Source organism: Deltaproteobacteria bacterium (genome assembly GCA_019308905.1).
GTDB lineage: Bacteria > Desulfobacterota > BSN033 > WVXP01 > WVXP01 > JAFDHF01.
This window is the reverse complement of sequence record JAFDHF010000024.1, coordinates 15,617-34,207: the sequence shown is the minus strand read 5'-3', so window position 1 is coordinate 34,207 and position 18,591 is coordinate 15,617. Positions and strand designations below refer to the sequence as shown.

14 protein-coding genes are annotated in these 18,591 nt (G+C 58.4%); 3 read left to right on the top strand and 11 right to left on the bottom strand.

All coding sequences use genetic code 11. The annotated features are described in order from the left end of the window. Nucleotides 1–86 precede the first annotated feature (86 nt). From JRJ26_09660 to JRJ26_09610, 11 genes are all read right to left on the bottom strand, one after another. Entirely contained in the window at nucleotides 87–878 is a 792-nt protein-coding gene (locus JRJ26_09660) for a glucose 1-dehydrogenase (GenBank protein ID MBW2057746.1), read from the bottom strand. An 11-nt stretch (nucleotides 879–889) separates the two neighbouring features. Then, nucleotides 890–2,038, bottom strand: coding sequence for an iron-containing alcohol dehydrogenase (locus tag JRJ26_09655; protein MBW2057745.1), 1,149 nt, complete (start codon nucleotides 2,036–2,038; stop codon nucleotides 890–892). A 32-nt stretch (nucleotides 2,039–2,070) separates the two neighbouring features. Further along, complete coding sequence (locus JRJ26_09650) at nucleotides 2,071–3,093, bottom strand: galactitol-1-phosphate 5-dehydrogenase (protein MBW2057744.1); 1,023 nt, start codon at nucleotides 3,091–3,093, stop codon at nucleotides 2,071–2,073. A 331-nt stretch (nucleotides 3,094–3,424) separates the two neighbouring features. Further along, entirely contained in the window at nucleotides 3,425–4,822 is a 1,398-nt protein-coding gene (locus JRJ26_09645; protein ID MBW2057743.1) for a CoA-binding protein, read from the bottom strand. Between the two features lie 75 nt (nucleotides 4,823–4,897). Beyond that, nucleotides 4,898–5,596 carry an acetate--CoA ligase family protein gene (locus JRJ26_09640; protein ID MBW2057742.1) on the bottom strand — a complete coding sequence of 233 codons (699 nt, stop codon included), beginning with the start codon at nucleotides 5,594–5,596 and terminating at the stop codon, nucleotides 4,898–4,900. 308 nt (nucleotides 5,597–5,904) lie between these two features. Continuing rightward, nucleotides 5,905–8,592 (bottom strand): alanine--tRNA ligase, encoded by a 2,688-nt coding sequence (alaS, locus tag JRJ26_09635; protein ID MBW2057741.1) that lies wholly within the window; start codon nucleotides 8,590–8,592, stop codon nucleotides 5,905–5,907. A 189-nt stretch (nucleotides 8,593–8,781) separates the two neighbouring features. Further along, nucleotides 8,782–9,951 carry a type IV pilus twitching motility protein PilT gene (locus JRJ26_09630; GenBank protein ID MBW2057740.1) on the bottom strand — a complete coding sequence of 390 codons (1,170 nt, stop codon included), beginning with the start codon at nucleotides 9,949–9,951 and terminating at the stop codon, nucleotides 8,782–8,784. Nucleotide 9,952: 1 nt separating this feature from the next. After that, nucleotides 9,953–10,972 (bottom strand): recombinase RecA, encoded by a 1,020-nt coding sequence (gene recA, locus JRJ26_09625; GenBank protein MBW2057739.1) that lies wholly within the window; start codon nucleotides 10,970–10,972, stop codon nucleotides 9,953–9,955. Between the two features lie 2 nt (nucleotides 10,973–10,974). After that, entirely contained in the window at nucleotides 10,975–11,547 is a 573-nt protein-coding gene (gene thpR / locus JRJ26_09620; protein ID MBW2057738.1) for an RNA 2',3'-cyclic phosphodiesterase, read from the bottom strand. A 113-nt stretch (nucleotides 11,548–11,660) separates the two neighbouring features. Beyond that, nucleotides 11,661–11,906 carry a hypothetical protein gene (locus tag JRJ26_09615; protein ID MBW2057737.1) on the bottom strand — a complete coding sequence of 82 codons (246 nt, stop codon included), beginning with the start codon at nucleotides 11,904–11,906 and terminating at the stop codon, nucleotides 11,661–11,663. A gap of 212 nt (nucleotides 11,907–12,118) precedes the next feature. Beyond that, nucleotides 12,119–13,570 (bottom strand): trimethylamine methyltransferase family protein, encoded by a 1,452-nt coding sequence (locus tag JRJ26_09610; protein ID MBW2057736.1) that lies wholly within the window; start codon nucleotides 13,568–13,570, stop codon nucleotides 12,119–12,121. Between the two features lie 240 nt (nucleotides 13,571–13,810). Here JRJ26_09610 and JRJ26_09605 point away from each other — a divergent pair, with 240 nt between their 5' ends. From JRJ26_09605 to JRJ26_09595, 3 genes are all read left to right on the top strand, one after another. After that, nucleotides 13,811–15,871, top strand: coding sequence for a hydantoinase/oxoprolinase family protein (locus tag JRJ26_09605; protein MBW2057735.1), 2,061 nt, complete (start codon nucleotides 13,811–13,813; stop codon nucleotides 15,869–15,871). Between the two features lie 32 nt (nucleotides 15,872–15,903). After that, complete coding sequence (locus JRJ26_09600) at nucleotides 15,904–17,631, top strand: hydantoinase B/oxoprolinase family protein (protein MBW2057734.1); 1,728 nt, start codon at nucleotides 15,904–15,906, stop codon at nucleotides 17,629–17,631. Between the two features lie 140 nt (nucleotides 17,632–17,771). Next, on the top strand, nucleotides 17,772–18,572 hold the full coding sequence (locus JRJ26_09595) for a hypothetical protein (GenBank protein ID MBW2057733.1): 801 nt from the start codon (nucleotides 17,772–17,774) through the stop codon (nucleotides 18,570–18,572). The last annotated feature ends 19 nt before the right edge of the window (nucleotides 18,573–18,591 follow it).

The window sequence follows — 18,591 nt, the reverse complement described above, 5'->3', positions numbered from 1 at the left end:
TTCCTCACCTCCTTTCTCTGAGAATAGGCCGCAGGCCTGAGGGCTCCGTCCTCGATGCGATCCGTTGGTTACAGGCCTCCGGTGCCTCACTTCGCCGTCCAACCCCCATCAACGAGAAGGACATGCCCTGTCACCAGATCGGACGAATCGGATGCGAGATAGATCACGGCCCCTACAACGTCCTCGGGTTTTCCCACACGACCCAAGGGAATGTTTCCCAAGACATATTCACGAAACCCCTCCTTTTCGAACATGGGCTCGGTGAAAGGGGTTTGGATGAATGTAGGGCCGATGGCGTTGACGTTGATACCGTATTGGGCCCATTCGATTGCCAGCACCTTTGTGAGCAGGTTGACTCCCCCCTTGCTTGAACAGTAAGCCGCCCTCTGTAAAAGACCCACGCTTCCCGCCTGAGACGAGACATTGATGATCTTTCCCCTCTTCTGTTCGATCATCACCTTTCCTACCGCTTGGGCGCAGAAGAAGAGGCCCTTGAGATTGGTCTCCATGATGCTGTCCCAGGCCTCCTCGGTTACGTCCACCGCCCACTGGGGGATGTTGATCCCCGCGTTGTTGACCAGGATATCGATATGGCCGAAGGCTGCTACCGTCTCCTTGACCATGGCATGGACGTCCGGGATCTTTCGAACGTCCATCTGATGGATCAAGACCCGCCGGCCTAGCTCTCGGATCTCACGGCCGACCCTGTCAAGTTCAGAAGCGGTCCTGCTGCACACAACCAGATCGGCTCCGTATCTGCCCAGGGCCAGGGCGATGTGATAGCCCATCCCCCTCCCAGCACCGGTGACGATGGCCACCTTTCCAGACAGGTCGAACTCGGCGGGGACTATTGATTTGGGCTTTTCTCCCTCTTTCATGGTTGTTCCTATCACAGGGCCTTCTCATAGATCCTTTCTACATCCTCGACCCTCATCTCCCTGGGGTTGTTGGTCATCAATCTGGTTACATTCATGGCCGCCTCGGCCATATCGGGGATCGCCTCATTGGGGACTCCCAACTCGGTCAGGGACTGGGGGATCTCGAGATCCCTGTAAATGGCCTTTACGGTCCTGGCCGCGTGGTAAGCCTGTTCCAGGAGGGAGAGGTGTTCCACCTTTTCTCCCAGAAACCCTGCGATCCGCGCAAATTTCGGAATGTTCCCCAGGACGTTGAATTCCATTACATAAGGAAGGAGAAGGCCGTTGGCTATCCCATGGGCCACGTTGAAATGGCCGCCCAGAGGGTAGGCCAGGGCATGCACGGCTGTGACGCCTGCGTTTGTTATTGCGATCCCGGCATAGAGGCTCCCAATGGACATGTCGGATCTGGCCTCCAGGTTGCTGCCGTTCGCCACGGCGGTCCTCAGGCTCCGGCCGATGAGCACTATTGCCTCCCTGGCGAACAGGTCGCTCAGTATGGTGGCATTGTTGGACGTATAGGTTTCGATGGCATGGGTAAGGGCGTCGATGCCTGTAGAAGAAGTCACCGGGGGAGGCATGGAGAGGCTCAGAAGGGGATCCACGATGGCGACCCGGGGAAGGATGTAAGGACTGACGATGGCCTTCTTGAGTTTCGCCTCGGAATCGGTAAGTATGGCGTTCGGTGTGGCCTCTGCTCCTGTTCCTGCCGTAGTGGGTATCAGGATTGTGGGAATGCCCGGCTTCTTCACCAGGTTGACTCCGAGATAGTCCTGTATCTTCCCCGGGTTGGTGCACATGACCGAGGCCACCGAGGCGATGTCCATGGAACTGCCGCCGCCCACCCCAAGGATCAGGTCGTAATCGCCTCTTTTCGCCGTCTCGACACACGTGTCGGCGCAGGCGATATCCGGGTCGGAGATCACACCATCGAACAGATCGCTTGGGATTCCCTCTTTCTCCAGAAGTCCTCGGACCTTTCCGGCAATACCCGAGGCCACCACCCCCTTGTCGGTCACTACGAGAGCCTTTTTTGCCTCCAGATTCCTCGCCTCTTCTCCCAGCCTTTCCAGAGACCCCACCCCTGCCAATATGAGATTCGGAACCCTGAAACTGATGATCCTGTTGCCCACTGCCGTCCCTCCTTCCGGACTCAGAAATGCAAGATCACTTTTATTACACCTTCTCCCCTCTTGTCCACCAGATCGAAGCCCTCTTTCACCCTTTCGATGGGCCAGCGGTGGGTAATGAATGAACCCATGTCGATTCTTTTTTGGCCCATGAGGTCTATTGCCGCGTGAAATTCTCTTCCACTGTACGTCCAGCTACCAACCAGATCGACCTCCGTAAAGACGATCTTGAAGGAATCGAAGGTGGCTTCCTCGTCAAATATGGCTACCAGAACCATCCTTCCCCTTTTACGGAGGAGATCCAGGGAGTCGTCGATCAAGGAAGGTAGCCCAACAGCAATGACCACCGCATCGGCCCCTTCCCCCTCTGTCCATTCCCTGATCCTGTCGGCCAGAGGTTCCCTTCTCGCGTTGACCGTGGCCCAAGCCCCCAGCTCCCGTGCCTTGGCGAGGTTGAAGTCTTCCACGTCAGTCGCGATTATACGGGTAGCCCCGGCCTCTCTCAAGGCAACCAGGCTTGCCAAGCCGATCGTGCCTGATCCCACGATGAGGACCGAATCGCCCAAACCGACCGCCGCCATGCCGGCCGCATGAACCCCGACGGCAAGGGGCTCGACAAGGGCGCCTTGTTCGAGGCTCAGCCCCTCTGGGAGGAGATAGACCTTGTCTTCCGGCACGGCCACGTATTCGGCAAAAGCACCGGGCCAGGCAGTGGTCCCCAGTACCCTCTTGTTGTTGCAGAGATTGTAGTTTCCCCTGTCGCAGTTGGAGCAGTGGTGGCAGTAAGTTTGAGGTTCCACGGTAACCCGGTCGCCCTCCTGGAAGAGGGTGACATCCTTCCCCGTCCCCACAACCTCTCCTGCCATTTCATGACCCAGGATCACCGGGGGTTTTCGAAAGGGGTGGTTGCCTTTGTAAGTGTGGAGATCAGAACCGCAAATGCCGACCCATCGGACCTTTATGAGGACATCACTGGGACCTACCGGTGGTTCGGCCACCTCTTGAAGCTCGATCTGATAGGGAGCTGTGAGCAAGGCGGCTTTCATGACGCCCCCTAAGAGGCGAGATTTGGATGCCGTGTTACCGGTAACACTAGAATGAACCAATGAGTTTGTCAAGCTTTTTGTTTCTGGAGTTTCCTGACGTTTGCATTGCGCTGTTTTCTAATGACACGAAATGAAATGGGAATCTGAATCTAGAAAGTTAAAATGGCGCCTGGGGTCTCGCCACTCTTGGAGAACGCCCTTGTTCACGTGCGACACCGCGGAAGCGGTGGGGTACCCGTCAAGGGTGAGCGGGCGCCGAAAAAGGGGGGAATGGTTTTGGGCGCCCTCTCTATGCTTCCAGGCAAGGGAGGTCTCGGCCTTCGGTAGTTCTTTAATCAAGGGGCCTGTCCATGGCCTGCCGGCACCGGACCAGGATAGAGAGGACTTCGAAGGGTTTCTCTATCTCTGGAAAGGTCGGGATACCTGCGGGTTCGACGGACCCCTTGCACACATCCATCCACTTGCTCTCGCCGCTAAAGGTAACAAGGAGGGGTTTTTGGGGGTATCTTCTTGCGAGGTCGATGAGGAATTCGAAGGAGGGGATGCCCGTTTCCTCCGTGAGCATGAGAACCGCAACCACGGAATCGATGTTCGGGTCCTTGAGCACCGTTTCGGCGCCCTCCCTGTAAGCGAATTCGATGCCCTTTGCCGAGACTGCAGCCCAAATATCGACGGGGTTTCTCATACGGATGTATGAAGGGCTGAACTCCTGGAGTCTTTTGATGGTGCTCTCCTGAAATTGCGGAACCAGAAGGCCGAGGCGGGTGCAGAGATCGGTAAGGACCACCAGCATTGCCCCGGAGGGGGCGAGGAAGCCTACCCGATTTCCCCTTGGCAGGGGTAGCATGGAGAGCCCCTTGGCTGCAAGGACAAGATGGGTGTAATCCCAGATCCTGACGATGCCAGCCTGTCTGAGCATGCCGTCTACGAGACGGTCCTCGGCCGCCATAGCGGCGGTGTGGGCTATGGCCGCCTGGCTGCCCCCTTGGGTGGATCCGCCTTTCAGCATGACGATGGGCTTGCGACGGGTTGTCTCTCGAGCCACCTCCAGGAAACGTCTCGGCCGTTTGAAGCTTTCAAGATACATGACGATTGCCCCCGTCTCGGGGTCCTCCGCCAAGTACTCGAGAGCCTCGGTCTCGTCTATGTCGACCTTGTTGCCAAGGCCGATCACCCGGCAAACGCCGAAATTCTCCGATGAGAGGATGTATTTCATCGTGTGGGTAGCGAAATTCCCTGTCTGTGCGATATAGGAGACCCTGCCCCGGCGGATCTTGCCCAGAGGGAAGAAGGAGGATGTGAAAAGGGAGGGGGTGGAGATATGACCCGAGGTATTCGGCCCAAGCACTCGGATCCCTTGCTCCCTGACGATCTCTTCGAGGTCTTGTTGAATCCGTGCCCTCTGCTGGTCCACCTCGGCAAAGCCACCAGCAGAGAGGACAAAATTCCTGATCCCCTTTTGCACGCAGTCCCGTACGGCACTGGGGCATGTCTCGGCAGGGAGGACTATTATGGCCAGGTCTATTCCGGCCGGTAGATCAGCGATGGATCGACTAACGGGTACGCCGAGTATTTTCCCGCCCTTCGGGTTGACCAGGTGGAGCCTGCCCTCATATCCATTCACGAGGATATTGCGGACTATCTCGTGTCCCGGTTTACCGGGAACAGAAGAGGCTCCGATGATAGCTACACTCCTGGGCTCGAAAAAGGGGGCCAATCCTCCATGCACGATGGGTTCTCCTTATGAGGTTCGAAAGAATCAGGAGACAGGGAGCCGCATTGTCAAGAGGGAAGGCAGCCCGGGCTACCCGTGGACTGTGCCTCCGGGTCTGAGGACAACCAGGGCGTCCAGCGCGACGGGTCTACCGTCTGATCGAATCCTTAAAGGGTTGATATCGACTTCGGCCACTTCCTCGTAACGGAGTCCGATTTCACCGAGGGCTACCAGCACCCGGGCCAGTCCGTGCCTGTCGGCCGGAGGTTCGCCCCTGAAACTCTCCATGACCTTTCTGCCCCTGATCTGCCCCATCATTTCTTGGGCATCCGCGAGACTCAGGGGTGCGATTCGGAATACAACATCCCCCAGGAGCTCTGTGAGGATTCCCCCGAGGCCGAACATGACACACGGCCCAAAAACCGGGTCCCTCGTCAAACCGCACGCCAGTTCCCGCCGCCCCTCTGCCATCTGCTGGACCAGCAGCCCCTCACAGCCTCGGATCTTCAAGAGGCGGTTCCCCTCTTCCCTCACCTCGTCCTGACTCCTGAGATTCAGGACCACGCCTCCCACTTCGGTCTTGTGAAAGAGATTCTCGCCGTATGCCTTTAGAACGACGGGAAAACCGATTCTTGCCGCCTCGAGGGCGGCAGAGTCGCCATCAGGAGCGAAAGCCTCGGGGACAACCGGTATGCCCAGAAACGAAAGGAACCGTTTCGAATCATACTCGGATAGTGCCTTTCGGCCTCTGGCTCGAGCTTCTCCGATGAGATCGAGGGGACCGTTCATTTTGCAGTCTTCAGGTCTTCTGGGAACAGGAGAAAACCCTCTCTTCAGACCGGGGAAGGGACAAAGATTGCCAACCTCCGAGTCCCCACAGGGTCACCGTGAGAGCTTGCGAGCGAAGGAACGAGGAGTTTCCCCTTGGAAATCGAGAAATATCCTTAGGAATCAAATGGTTCTGAGACATACCCCAAAAAAGGGGGGGAGCCCCCGAAACCCAGGGACTTGATTGAAGGCATAGTGTCCCCCTCCTCGAAAATTCTCATCATTACCGAGAGAGCAGAGGGCGTCCAGAACTTCAGGATAGCCCTTGACTAGCCTGCTTCTCTTTCTTGATTGGTTCCGGCCCCCGATTTTTCGACCGTGAGGTAAAGCTCCTCGATAACCTCGTCTATCCTCTCCGGATGGGGGCCGCCTCCCTGGGCCATGTCGGGCCGGCCTCCACCGGTTCCACCGACCTTGCGGGCAAGCTCCCTGATCATACTGCCGGCATTGAATCGATCGAGAAGATCCCTGGTCACCGTGAGGACCATGGCCGCCTTGCCCCTGTGCTCTCCGGCAAGGAAGACGATGCCCGAACCGATCTTCTCCTTGAAGCGGTCCCCGATCTCCCTGAGACTCCGTGGATCTCCGACACCCGGCTTGACGGCGAGCACCCGGATTCCACCGATCTCGCGAACCTGCTCGAGGTGGTCCGAGCCACCCGTGGCAATGCGGGTCTTTAGGGATTCCACCTCACGCTCAAGCCTTCTGAGCTGGGTCACCACCTTTTCGAGTTTCCCATCGAGCTGCTCAGGAGAGCTCTTAACGATTGCCGAGGCCTTCATAAGGGTCTTTTCCTGTTGCCTGACATGGTGGAGGGCATCGGCACCGGTGAGAGCCTCGATGCGTCTCACCCCTGCGGCCACCGCTGATTCTGAGATGATCTTGAAGAGACCCAGGTCGCCGGTCCTCCTGGTATGCGTTCCGCCGCAGAGCTCCTTGCTGATTCTCCCGATGGCCACCACCCTGGCCCTGTCCCCGTACTTCTCCCCGAAGAGAGCCGTGGCACCGCTCTTCTTCGCCTCTTCCGTGGCCATGACCCTGGTTCGGACAGGGACGTTCTCTCGGATCCTCTGGTTCACGACGTCTTCGATGCGGTCGAGCTCCTCCGGGGTGAGGGCGGAGAAATGGGTGAAATCGAACCGGAGCCGATGGGGGGCGACGAGCGAGCCCGCTTGTTTGACGTGGTCGCCCAGCACATCCCTCAGAGCGGCATGGAGGAGATGGGTCCCCGTGTGATTCAAAGCGGTGGCTCCCCTCGCTTCCGGATCAACAGAGAGTAGGACCTCGGTGCCGAGCTCCACCGAGCCCCTTTTCACATGCCCCACATGGACCAGAAGTTGCGGCACAGGCCTCAGGGTATCGGAGATCTCGATTTCCAGGCCTTCCGGCGACGTTATCGTGCCTCTGTCGCCGACCTGGCCTCCGGTTTCGCCGTAAAAGGGGCTCTCCTCGGTCAGGATCTCGATGTCCTCTCCCTCACTAGCGCGGTCTACGAAGGTGCCGTGCCGGATGATGCGAACAACCCTGGAACGGTGTTTGAGACGTTGGTAGCCCACAAAAGCGGTTTCGACGCCGTCGGCCAGCAGCCTTTTGAACTCGTCCCTGAGGTCTTCTTCTCCTGATCCTTTCCAGGCCTGTCTGGCCTTCTGCCTCTGAGTCGCCATAGCCCGGTCAAAGGCATCCAGGTCGATTCCAATCCCCTCTTCCCTGACGATGTCCTCGACGAGGTCGACGGGGAATCCGTAAGTATCGTAAAGCCTGAAGACTACGAAACCGGGCAGGGTGCTCATGCCTCTCTTTTTCACGAGGCCGACCTCTTCGCGGAGGAGATCGAGCCCGCGGTTGAGAGTGTCTGAGAAACTCTCCTCTTCCCTGGAGACTACCCGTCGGATGAAATTCCTGTGTTCTTTCAGATCAGGATAGGCCTCGCCCATGAGGTCGATGACCAAATCGACCACATCCGAGAAAAACGCCCCTTCCACACCGAGTTTCCGGCCATGCCGGAGAGCCCGCCTCATGATTCTCCGAAGGACATATCCCCGGCCCTCCTTCTCTGGGAGCACACCGTCGCCGATGAGGAAGGCCGAGGCCCTTGCGTGATCGGCAATCACCCTGATGGAGATGTCATCCTTCTCGTGAACGCCGTACTCTCTTGAAGCCACGTCCTCCACATGGGCTATGATGGGGCGGAACAGATCAGTGTCGTAGTTGCTCGTCACGCCTTGGACCACGGCTGCAATCCGCTCCAGGCCGAGCCCCGTATCGATGCTCGGCTTTGGCAGAGGCACAAGCCTGCCGCTGGCATCGCGATTGTACTGCATGAAAACCAGGTTCCAGAGCTCCAGAAACCGGTCGCAATCGCAACCAAGCCCGCAGTCAGGCCGCCCGCAGCCCACGTTCTCGCCCTGATCGATGGTGATCTCGGAACAGGGGCCGCAAGGACCGGTGTCTCCCATGCTCCAGAAGTTGTCCTTCGTGGAGAAGGCACGGATTCTCTCTTCGGGCACGAAGTTCTGCCAGATCTGCCTGGCCTCCTCGTCGGGCCCGAGGCCCATCTCTCGGTCGCCCTCGTGGATAGTGATCCAGAGGCGGTCTTTTGGGAGCCCCAGTACACGAGTCAAGAAATCCCAACCCATCTCGATGGCGCCTTCCTTGAAGTAGTCGCCAAAGGAGAAGTTTCCAAGCATCTCAAAGAAGGTGTGATGGCGAGCCGTATGCCCCACGTTTTCGAGGTCGTTGTGTTTGCCCCCGGCCCGAACGCACTTCTGAGAGGATACGGCACGGACATAGGGGCGTCTCTCCTCCTGAAGAAAAACCCGCTTGAACTGCACCATGCCGGCATTGGTGAAGAGCAGTGTCGGATCATCATGGGGAACCAGCGATGAGCTTGGAACGATCTGATGGCCCCTTTGTTCGAAGTATTTCAAGAAGGCGTTTCTGATCTCATTACTGGTCATTGGAGATTCCCGTCCCACCGTCTCTCTCCGGAAGCAGGTCTTCCTGAGATCCCAGGAATTCGGTTCATCCTATTGTACACCAATCAGGGCGCATGTTAAAGGCGGATGCAATCTTTCGACGGGCGGCAGGGAGGACAAGGAGCAAGACATACGGTCTGGCGCAGGTGCCGGAGCACGGGGCGGGGCTCCTCAGTATCTCTGGATATCCTGAGCGGCGAGTCTCTCCTCTTCGCCGCCCTCTTCTGCCTGGGTGCTCTTTTCGAAATGGTCCCAAGAGGTGTCGCCACCCGACATGATCCCTTTGACCCTGAGGGCGAAGTCTTCGGGGTTGCTGCTTTGACGGAGAGCCTCCTCGTAAGTAATGAGTCCTCGCTTCAGCAGCAGCATCAGGGACTGATCAAAGGACTGCATCCCATAGGTGGTGTACCCCTTGAGGATGGCGTCCTTGATTTCAGGGGTCTTGTCCTTTTCCACGATACACTCCCGGACCCTGGCGGTTGAGACCATCACCTCCACGGCCGGAACCCGGCCGAGGCCGTCGGCCTTTGGCACGAGTCTCTGGGCGATGATCCCCTTGAGAATAGCGGCGAGTTGGAGTCGCACCTGCCGCTGGTGGTAAGGAGGGAAGGCGGAGATGATCCGGTTTATGGTCTCTGTGGCGTCCACGGTATGGAGGGTGCTCATGACGAGATGGCCCGTCTCTGCAGCCGTCAGGGCCGTCTCGATTGTTTCAAAATCGCGCATCTCACCGACAAGGATGACATCCGGATCCTGCCGGAGCGCGCTTCTCAAAGCGTCGGCAAAGGTGCTGGTGTCCGAGCCCACCTCCCGCTGGTCTATTACGGATTTCCTATCCTCGTGGACAAACTCGATAGGGTCTTCGATGGTGAGGATATGACAGGTCCTCCGTGAATTGATCACATCGATCATGGAGGCTAGGGTTGTGGATTTCCCGCTTCCTGTTGTTCCTGTGACAAGGACCAAGCCGCGGGGTTCCAGGGCGATCTTCTCGATCACCTGGGGGAGGTTCAGTTCTGCAAGGGTCTTGATCTTGTATGGAACGATCCGAAGGGCGATCCGGATCTTACCTCTCTGCTGGAAGATGTTGATTCGAAACCGGCCCAGCCCGTAGATCTCATAGCCCATGTCGACTTCTTTGTTCTTGATGAACCGGTCCTTCTGCCATTCGTTCATGATACCGAGAGCCATCTTGCTGACCTGGTTCTGGTCAAAAGGCTTTACGTCTCTCACAAAACGGAGCGAGCCGTTGACTCTGAAAATCGGAGGAAGGCCGACCTTGATATGGACGTCGGAAGCACTCACATTGAGGGCTTCCATTAGAATCTGGTTCAAATCCATGTCACGACTCCTCTGTCTCTCCCTCTCTTTTCTGGCCGAACCGCCGGAGGACCTCCTCCTCTATGCTCCTCAGGATGTCGGTGTTCTCCCGGAGGAAGGCCTTGGTATTCTCCCGGCCTTGGCCGATTCTCTGATCCTTGAAAGAGTACCACGTTCCGGTTTTTTCCACGATTCCCGCATCCACGGCGAGGTCCAGGACGTCGCCCTCCCGTGAGATTCCATGCCCGTAAATGATGTCGAACTCGACCTCCTTGAAAGGCGGTGCCACCTTGTTTTTCACGACCCTCACACGGGTCCGGCTGCCGATCACCTCCTGGCCCTGCTTGATCGAGGCTATGCGGCGGATGTCCAGGCGCACTGAGGAATAGAACTTGAGGGCATTCCCCCCTGTCGTGGTTTCCGGATTGCCGAACATTACCCCGATCTTCATACGGATCTGATTGATAAAGATCACGATCGTCATGGACTTGCTTATTGTGGCCGTGAGTTTCCGGAGGGCCTGGGACATGAGCCTCGCCTGGAGCCCCATGTGGCTGTCTCCCATTTCTCCCTCGATTTCGGCTCGAGGAACCAGAGCCGCAACCGAGTCGATGACGATCATGTCGATGGCCCCGCTGCGGACCAGGATATCGGTGATTTCCAGGGCCTGCTCACCGGTATCGGGTTGCGAGATAAGGAGGTCGTCGGTTTTGACGCCCAGTCGTTTTGCGTAGTGAACATCCAGGGCGTGCTCGGCGTCGATAAAAGCCGCTATCCCACCGGCTTTCTGTGCCTCTGCGACAGCGTGAAGGGCAAGGGTCGTCTTTCCCGAGGCTTCCGGGCCGTAGATTTCGACCACCCTTCCCCGGGGGAGGCCGCCCACCCCTAGGGCCATGTCCAGTGCGAGAGATCCCGTCGAAATAGTCTGGACATCGGGCAGAGGGGCTTCGCCTCCGAGTTTCATGATGGCCCCTTTTCCGTACTGCCTTTCGATCTGAGAAACGGCCAGATCAACGGCCTTTTCCCTCTTTGTCTCTTCCATTGCTAGCCTCCCGAAAATTCCCTGACTGTAAGGGGGGTATATACGGGGCCAGTGGGTCTCAGATCGCTTCTGAAGAGGACGATCCGGTCAATAACCATGGGGCCTAAATTGACCTCCCGTTCTCTCTCCATAAGATCGACCAAACCCTCCTTTCCCTTTAGCGATTTGACCCTGCCGAGGGTGAGATGAGGTCTGTAGGGCCTGTCCTCAGGGGGAAAGCCGGCACTCTGAAGCCTCGACTCGATATCCCGCTGGAGGGGAAGGAGGTTCTCTTCCCACCCGTGGAGTCCGAGCCAGATTACCCTTGGGTTCCTGGGCGACGGAAAGGCTCCGAGATCTCTGACGGAGAGCGAGAAAGCGCCTATTCGAGAAGCGGCTTCTTCCATGATAGCGGCAATAACCTCTCTCTGCTCCTCCTCTATGTTGCCGAAGAACTTCAAGGTAAGATGGATCCGTTCGGGCTTTACCCATCGCACGTCGGCACCGCAGGAACGAAGGCGTTCCTGGAGACTCGCGATTCTCGAAACCATGGCCCGCGGAAGCTCGGCGGCCAAAAAGGCACGGATTTTTGCCATTTCCCCTGTTTCCTGGCAGGATCACAAGCCGATGCTGCGCCCTATCCCGTAAAAAGGATGCTATCATAATCGGTTCAAAAGTCAAATTCAGGCCTTTTGGGATAGACCGCTCTTCACAGCCTCTCCATGAAGCTCCTCACCTGAAAGTCCCACTCCCTCGTCTCAAGCTCGACATCGGTCCTGCCCGACTCGGATGAGGCCGCCGACACCATCACGTGGCCCCCTCCCCCCTCGAAGCTCACGCAGCAGTCGTTCTGCTCCACGACCTTCAGACCGAGCCCGTCAGGCCCGAAAAATTCGGCCGCCTGGCGGAGGACTTCCTCTGGTGCGAGACCCGTATCCCTGCCGTACCTTCCCATTGCTCCCTCACCTCCTCATATGGGGCTTGCAACCGATCCATTCCCCTACACCGCATCATATCAATTCCTGCACGAGACCAGTTGGGGCCTTGATCGGGAGCGCCGTGTTCCACAGGGTCGATCCAACTCGAATGGGTTCCCTGAAAGGCTCGAACCGGTTCAATAGGGGACCGGCCCGCATGTGCCGTGCCTCCCAGGGCCGGAGGATCTCCCTATACCACCTCCTTGAAGGTTTCTCTTATCATCTCGACCTTCCTGGAGTCGAGTGGCTCGGCGTGATGGGTTCTGAGAATCTCCGTGGCGAGCTCATGGGCTCGCCGAAACGTGTCTTTTCTTCCCGTCTTTATCCAGGTGTCTCTGTCGTTGCGATCGGCCACCGAGGGAAGGAAGTGCTCCTGCCGCATGTACTGGCAGGTGTGGTCCTCGCTGAGATAATTCCCTCCCGGGCCCACGGCCCGGGTCACCTCAAAGGCGAGTGTCTCCGGAGTCACCTCGATCCCCTTGAGCACCCTCATGACCTCACCGAGGATCTCGTTATCCACGACGTATTTTTCATAGGAGGCTGTCATGCAGAACTCGAGAAGTCCCACGGCATCGTGGATGAAGTTGGCACCCGCCATGGCGACCAGCAGGTTTGTAATGGCGCCTTCCCATCCTGCCTGGGTGTCGAGGCACTTGGAGTCGGATTGACCTGCCGTGGCATAAAAGGGCAGTCCGTAGAACTGGGCCATCTGAGCAGCCGCCGCGTTGATCAGCCCCTCTTCCACGGAACCGGACACGTAGCCCATGGACTTCATGTCCGCCCCTGTGCCCACCGAACCGAAGAGGCAGGGTGTGCCGGGCCTGACCAGTTGGGCGAGGAAGATCCCTGCCAGGGTCTCACAGCACAGATTGGTCACGGTTCCCGCGATGGTCACCGGAGCCGTGGCCCCTGCAATGGGCTCGGCGGGAATCGCCAGGGGAATTCCCGCCTCGGCAACCGTCATCAGGAAGTCCCCGTAGGTTTCGTCGATCCTCAGGGGGCTCACCACGCACGTGATGAGCGAAACAAAAGGCTCCCGTCGCAGTTTTTCGGCGCTCCCGGCAAGGATCTCGCCCATGCGGATCACCTTTCTCGTTCCTTCCAGGGTATACGTCCCTCCCATGACATGCTTGGTCGTGTTCTGAAGGGCGGCAAAGAACCGGTTGACATCCACCTGTTCGGTGGGAAGGTCGTTGGGATAGACAGGGATCACCTCGAAGTGGACGTTCTCGAGTCTGTCGAGCAGTCTCGAGACGTTCCGAACATCCTCGAGGGTCGAGGGTCGCTTCTCCCCTGTCTCCAGATCCAGAATGTTGAGGGCGGTTCCCCCGCTGCCGAAATGAACACGCCTCCCTGCGAGATAGATATTGTTCTTCTCCTCCCTTCCGTAAAGCACGATCTCTGATGGGGCGAGGTCGATGAGGTCTTCGAACATGGCAGGCGGGATGAAGACTATTCCCTTTTCCTCTGAGACCCTTGCCCCTTTCCCCTTGAAGAGGTCAAACCCCCTCCTGGTGGATACCTGAATACCCACCTCGTCAAAGATACGCATTACCGTCTGGTGGATATGCCTCATGTCCGATTCACACAGCGGGCGGTAGAGGCCGCCTTCGAGTCCCCCGAGTCTCCCTCTCTTGAACATACCGTCTCCTCCTGATTGGTGAGGTTCCATCGACGGCAGCAGTGCCTCCCATGGGAGATCCCCGGCAGATCTTTCAGCCTCTCCATGTCTCCCCTTGGAGGCGGCCGTCTCTGGTACGGCCTTGACAGGCCCGATCCAATATACCACTATTATATCCGTTCTTGACCCCTTTGAAGGTCTCCCCGGCTACTGCGGGGTGAGATCGTGAATAGCCGGAGAGCAGAAAGGTCCGTATGAATCATGGAGAATACCTATCGCATGGGAGTCGATACGGGAGGGACATTCACCGATCTCTGTGTTCTTGACGAATCGTCCGGCCGTCTGGCCGTGACCAAGGTCCCCTCCACCCCTTCCAATCCGGCCCTGGCCGTGATTGCAGGAATAAAGAAGCTCATCCAATCGGAAGGCATACTCCCCCAGAGAACCCGATTCCTCATCCATGGAACCACCGTCGCCACCAATGCCCTACTGGAGCACAAGGGCGCCAAGACCGCCCTGATAACTACGGAGGGCTTTGAGGACGTGCTCCATATCGGACGGCAGAACAGGCCCAAGCTCTATGACTTCCGGGCCAGACGACCCGAGCCGATCGTACCGAGAAACCTCCGGTACGGGGTGGCCGAAAGAATCCTCTATACCGGGGAAGTGCTGAGGCCTCTCGATGAATCAGGGGCGGCTGCAACCGTCAAGGAGATCAAAGAGAAGGGGGTCGAGTCGGTGGCCGTCTCATTGATCCACTCCTATGCCAACCCTATCCATGAAAACACGATCAAGTCGATCATTGCGAGGCATTTCCCGGAAGCCTACGTGACGGTTTCTGCCGAGGTGCTTCCTGAATTCCGCGAATACGAGAGAACGAGCACGATCTGCATCAATGCCTATGTGATGCCGAAGGTGAACGACTATGTGGCCGACCTGGAGAGACAGTTGAGGAGAATGGATATCGCCTCGGATCTCTACATCATGCAGTCCAACGGGGGAGTTATCACGGCAAAGACCGCACGCCGGATGAGTGCGAGAACGGTTCTTTCCGGTCCGGCTGGCGGTGCCCTGACAGGGGTCTTCATCTCCCGTTCGGTGGGGAGGCCGAAGGTGATCACCATAGACATGGGCGGGACGAGTTCGGACATCTGTCTCATCGAGGGGGGGAGACCACGACTGACCACGGAGAGCGACATCGGCGGTTACCCCATCAAGCTCCCCATGATCGATATCAACACCATCGGGGCCGGTGGAGGTAGCATCGCCTGGATCGATGCGGGAGGCGGCCTCCAGGTGGGACCCCGGAGTGCAGGGGCCGACCCTGGGCCGGTCTGTTACGGGCGCGGGGGGATGGAGCCCACCGTGACCGATGCCAATGCCGTCCTGGGCAGGATCAACCCGTCCTATCTCCTCGGGGGAGAGATGGAGCTCCATCTGGATGAAGCGAGGGAGGTTCTGGAAGAGAAGATAGCCCGGCCTCTGGGTATGGGGCTCCAGGAGGCGGCAGAGGGGATCATCTCGGTTGTCAATGCCAATATGATCCGGGGTATCCGCCGGGTCTCGGTGGAAAAGGGCTATGACCCGAGAGAATTCACCCTGGTGCCCTTTGGCGGGGCGGGCCCGATGCACGGCGTGGAACTCGCCCGTGCCCTGAACATGAAGGAGGTGGTGATTCCGGCTTATCCGGGCATCGCCTCGGCCTTCGGCATGCTTTCGGCAGATGTGCGCCATGATTTCGTGCAGACCCATATCTGCAGAACCGAAGCCGTGGACGTGGGCCTCCTTGTTTCGATTTTCAAGGAGATGGAGGGTCGGGCTCTGGAGCAACTGAAGCGGGAGGGATTCTCGGGCTCGTCGGTCCTCTTGATGCGATCGGCCGATATGAGGTATGTCCGCCAAGCCTACGAACTCTCGGTGCCCGTAAAGGGCGGGTCCCTTGGTCCGCGTGACGTTTCAAGGGTGGTGGAGAGGTTTCACGGCCTCCATGAAAAAGCCTACGGGTACGCCCGGAGGAGGGAGTCGGTCGAGTTTGTGAACCTGAGAGTCGTGGCACTGGGCAAACTCCCCGAGCTCTGCCTGACCGAGAGAACACCGCCTCTGCGAGAGACGGCCGCCCCTGTTGACCGGCGGGATGTCTTTTTCGAAGGGGCGGCGGTGGAGACGCCTGTCTACCTCCGGGACGACCTCGTCCAGGGGCAGGAGATCTCAGGTCCTGCGGTTATCGAACAGATGGATTCCACAATCCTCGTACCGCCGCAGTACCAGGCCGTGGCAGATCGTTACGGCAACCTCTCCATAAGAATGCGAGGCGACAAGTGAAGCTCAAATCAGATCCGGTTACCCTTGAGGTCATGAGAAACGCCTTCCAGTCGGTGGCCGAGGAGATGGGTGCGGCTTTGATCAGGACGGCTCTCTCGACCAACATCAAAGACCGGAGAGACTGTTCCACGGCCATCTATACGGATCGGGGAGATCTTGTGGCGCAGGCCGAACACATTCCGCTACATCTGGGTCTGATGGTATCGGTCGTGAAGAAGACCCTGGAACGATTCCCCGTCGAGCGTCTCAATCCAGGCGACGCCATCATCACCAACGATCCCTATATCAGCGGATCTCACCTGCCTGATATCTGCATGATCACGCCGGTCTTTGTCGAGGGGCGGTGTGTGGCCCTGCTGGCAAACCTGGCTCACCACGTGGATATCGGCGGGATCTCACCCGGAGGGATGCCCACTATTTCGACCGAGATCTTTCAGGAAGGGCTTCGGATTCCACCTGTAAGGCTCCGGAAAGGGGGAGAGATCGATGACCAGATCATGGCCTTGATCATGAACAACGTGAGAACGAGCTACGAAACCTATGGAGACTTTCAGGCCCAGCTCGCGGCAAACAACGTGGGGGAAAGGCGGCTCAGGGAGATCATATCCAGGTATGGAGAGCCCATGGTCGGCTTCTACATGGAGGAGATCATCAACTACTCGGAGCGGAGGATGCGGGCCCGGATCCGGGAACTCCCCAAGGGGGTCTTTTGCTTCGAGGATTTCCTCGAAGGAGACGGGCTTTCTGAGGGCCTGCTCAAGATCGCCGTGACTCTCACCATCGAGGACGACCGGATCTTGGTCGATTTCACCGGAACCGACCGGCAGGCTCGGGGCTCGGTCAATTCGACCCGGGCCGTCACCCTGGCCTGTGTCTATTTTGCCTTGAAATCCGCCATCGATCCAGACCTCCCTTCGAGTGAAGGGGCGTCGCGCCCCGTGGAAGTGGTCACTCCTCCGGGAACCCTCGTCAATCCCGAGTTTCCGGCCCCGGTCTCCAACGCCAACATCAATACCTCCCAGCGCATAGCGGATGTTGTGCTGGGGGCCCTGTCCAAGGCCATTCCCGGTCAGGTGCCTGCCGCCTCGACGGGGAGCATGAGTATCTTTACGATCGGGGGTGTGGATCCGAGAACCGGGGAGTACTATTCCTACGTCGAGACATACGGCGGAGGCCAGGGTGCCATGGAGGACCAGGACGGGATGGATGGTGTACACACCAATATGACCAATACGCGGAACGCCCCTGCCGAGGTGATAGAGATAGCCTACCCTCTCCGGGTCGAGCGGTACGGTCTTGTCCCTGATTCAGAGGGGCCCGGAAGATCGCGGGGAGGACTGGGGATGACCAGGGAGATCACGGTTCTCGACCACAAGGCCATGATCACCCTCGGAACCGAGAGGCGCAATATCCGCCCCTGGGGGCTTATGGGAGGCAAGGGTGGGGGGAGTTCGGATTGTTGGATCGTGTCACCTAGTGGACAGAAGAGGCAGCTTCCGAGCAAGGTGACGATCCAGGTGGAACCAGGGACTCGCATCGTCCTGAGAACCGCAGGGGGCGGCGGATTCGGCGATCCTCTGGAGAGGGATCCGGCAAGGGTGGTCCGTGACGTTGAGGAGGGGCTGATCGGTGCGGACCGGGCCGAGGCCGAATACGGGGTGGTCTTCGAGGGCAAAAGGGGCTCCCTCGACGAGGCGGCAACGGTCGCTCTCAGATCCAAAGGGAAAGATTCCAAAGGGCGAAAGAGAGAGCTTCGCTGAAGTCACGGCGTTGTTGCGATCCGGCTCTTGTCGGATCGGACAGGGCGTGCCAGAGGGCCCGCGCCTAGCCTGGGGGCCCTCTTTATCACCGGCTGGAAATTCAGAAGCCGGTCAGCCAAACCATGTTAGGGAGGTGGCCTATGAAGATCCTGGTATTGTCCCCATTCGGCAAGACAGAGCCTTTTGGCCGGGAGAACCTGGAAAGAGTCGCCCGATCCGATACGGAATTCGACTTTGAGTGCCTGGAGGCTGTTTTCCCCCTGAACTACAATACTTACCTCTACAACACCCTGAAGTGCATCAATGGAGCGGTGGAGAGGGTGATCAAGGCCGAGCAGCAGGGCTATGATGCGGTGGTCCTCTCCTGCATGCTGGACCCCGGCTTGCTGGAGTCACGGTCGATCGTGGATATTCCCGTAACGGCCACGTTTGAATCTTCGGCGCATCTGGCCTGCATGATGGGAAAGCGGTTCAGCGTGGTCTCGACCGATCCGATGACCGTGGGCGGCATCGACATGCGCCTCGTAGACCTCTACGGCGTCCGGTCCAAGGTGGCCTCCTTGCGGTGGATCGGTATCACGGCATGCGATCTCTACCCTGAGATCACGCCGTCTGATGAGATCGCAAGGCGGGTGGTCGAGGTCAGCCGGCAGTGCGTGGAGCAGGACCAGGCCGAAGTGATAATTCCGGGCTGTACGATCATCGGGTCGATCTTTACCAAGGTCTTCAAGAAGGATCCGGTCGAGGTCATCGGGGTTCCCGTGATCGACCCCATGGTGGTGGCCTTCAAGCAGGCTGAAATGATGGTTGACCTCTGCAAGCTGGCAGGATATCCGGCGGTCAGCCGGGCGGGGCTCTGGAGAAAACCCCCGGCAGGGGAGACGACGGAACTCCGCAGGTTCATGAAGGAAAACCCTTCGCCCGAGCAGCACTACCATTGAGAGGGGCTCGAGGTTGATC

Excerpts from the sequence above, each read along its gene's own strand:
- JRJ26_09660 (MBW2057746.1), bottom strand. The coding sequence starts at position 878 with ATGAAAGAGGGAGAAAAGCCCAAATCAATAGTCCCCGCCGAGTTCGAC.
- JRJ26_09650 (MBW2057744.1), bottom strand. The coding sequence starts at position 3,093 with ATGAAAGCCGCCTTGCTCACAGCTCCCTATCAGATCGAGCTTCAAGAG.
- JRJ26_09640 (MBW2057742.1), bottom strand. The coding sequence starts at position 5,596 with ATGAACGGTCCCCTCGATCTCATCGGAGAAGCTCGAGCCAGAGGCCGA.
- alaS (MBW2057741.1), bottom strand. The coding sequence starts at position 8,592 with ATGACCAGTAATGAGATCAGAAACGCCTTCTTGAAATACTTCGAACAA.
- JRJ26_09630 (MBW2057740.1), bottom strand. The coding sequence starts at position 9,951 with ATGGATTTGAACCAGATTCTAATGGAAGCCCTCAATGTGAGTGCTTCC.
- recA (MBW2057739.1), bottom strand. The coding sequence starts at position 10,972 with ATGGAAGAGACAAAGAGGGAAAAGGCCGTTGATCTGGCCGTTTCTCAG.
- thpR (MBW2057738.1), bottom strand. The coding sequence starts at position 11,547 with ATGGCAAAAATCCGTGCCTTTTTGGCCGCCGAGCTTCCGCGGGCCATG.
- JRJ26_09615 (MBW2057737.1), bottom strand. The coding sequence starts at position 11,906 with ATGGGAAGGTACGGCAGGGATACGGGTCTCGCACCAGAGGAAGTCCTC.
- JRJ26_09610 (MBW2057736.1), bottom strand. The coding sequence starts at position 13,570 with ATGTTCAAGAGAGGGAGACTCGGGGGACTCGAAGGCGGCCTCTACCGC.
- JRJ26_09605 (MBW2057735.1), top strand. The coding sequence starts at position 13,811 with ATGGAGAATACCTATCGCATGGGAGTCGATACGGGAGGGACATTCACC.
- JRJ26_09600 (MBW2057734.1), top strand. The coding sequence starts at position 15,904 with ATGAGAAACGCCTTCCAGTCGGTGGCCGAGGAGATGGGTGCGGCTTTG.
- JRJ26_09595 (MBW2057733.1), top strand. The coding sequence starts at position 17,772 with ATGAAGATCCTGGTATTGTCCCCATTCGGCAAGACAGAGCCTTTTGGC.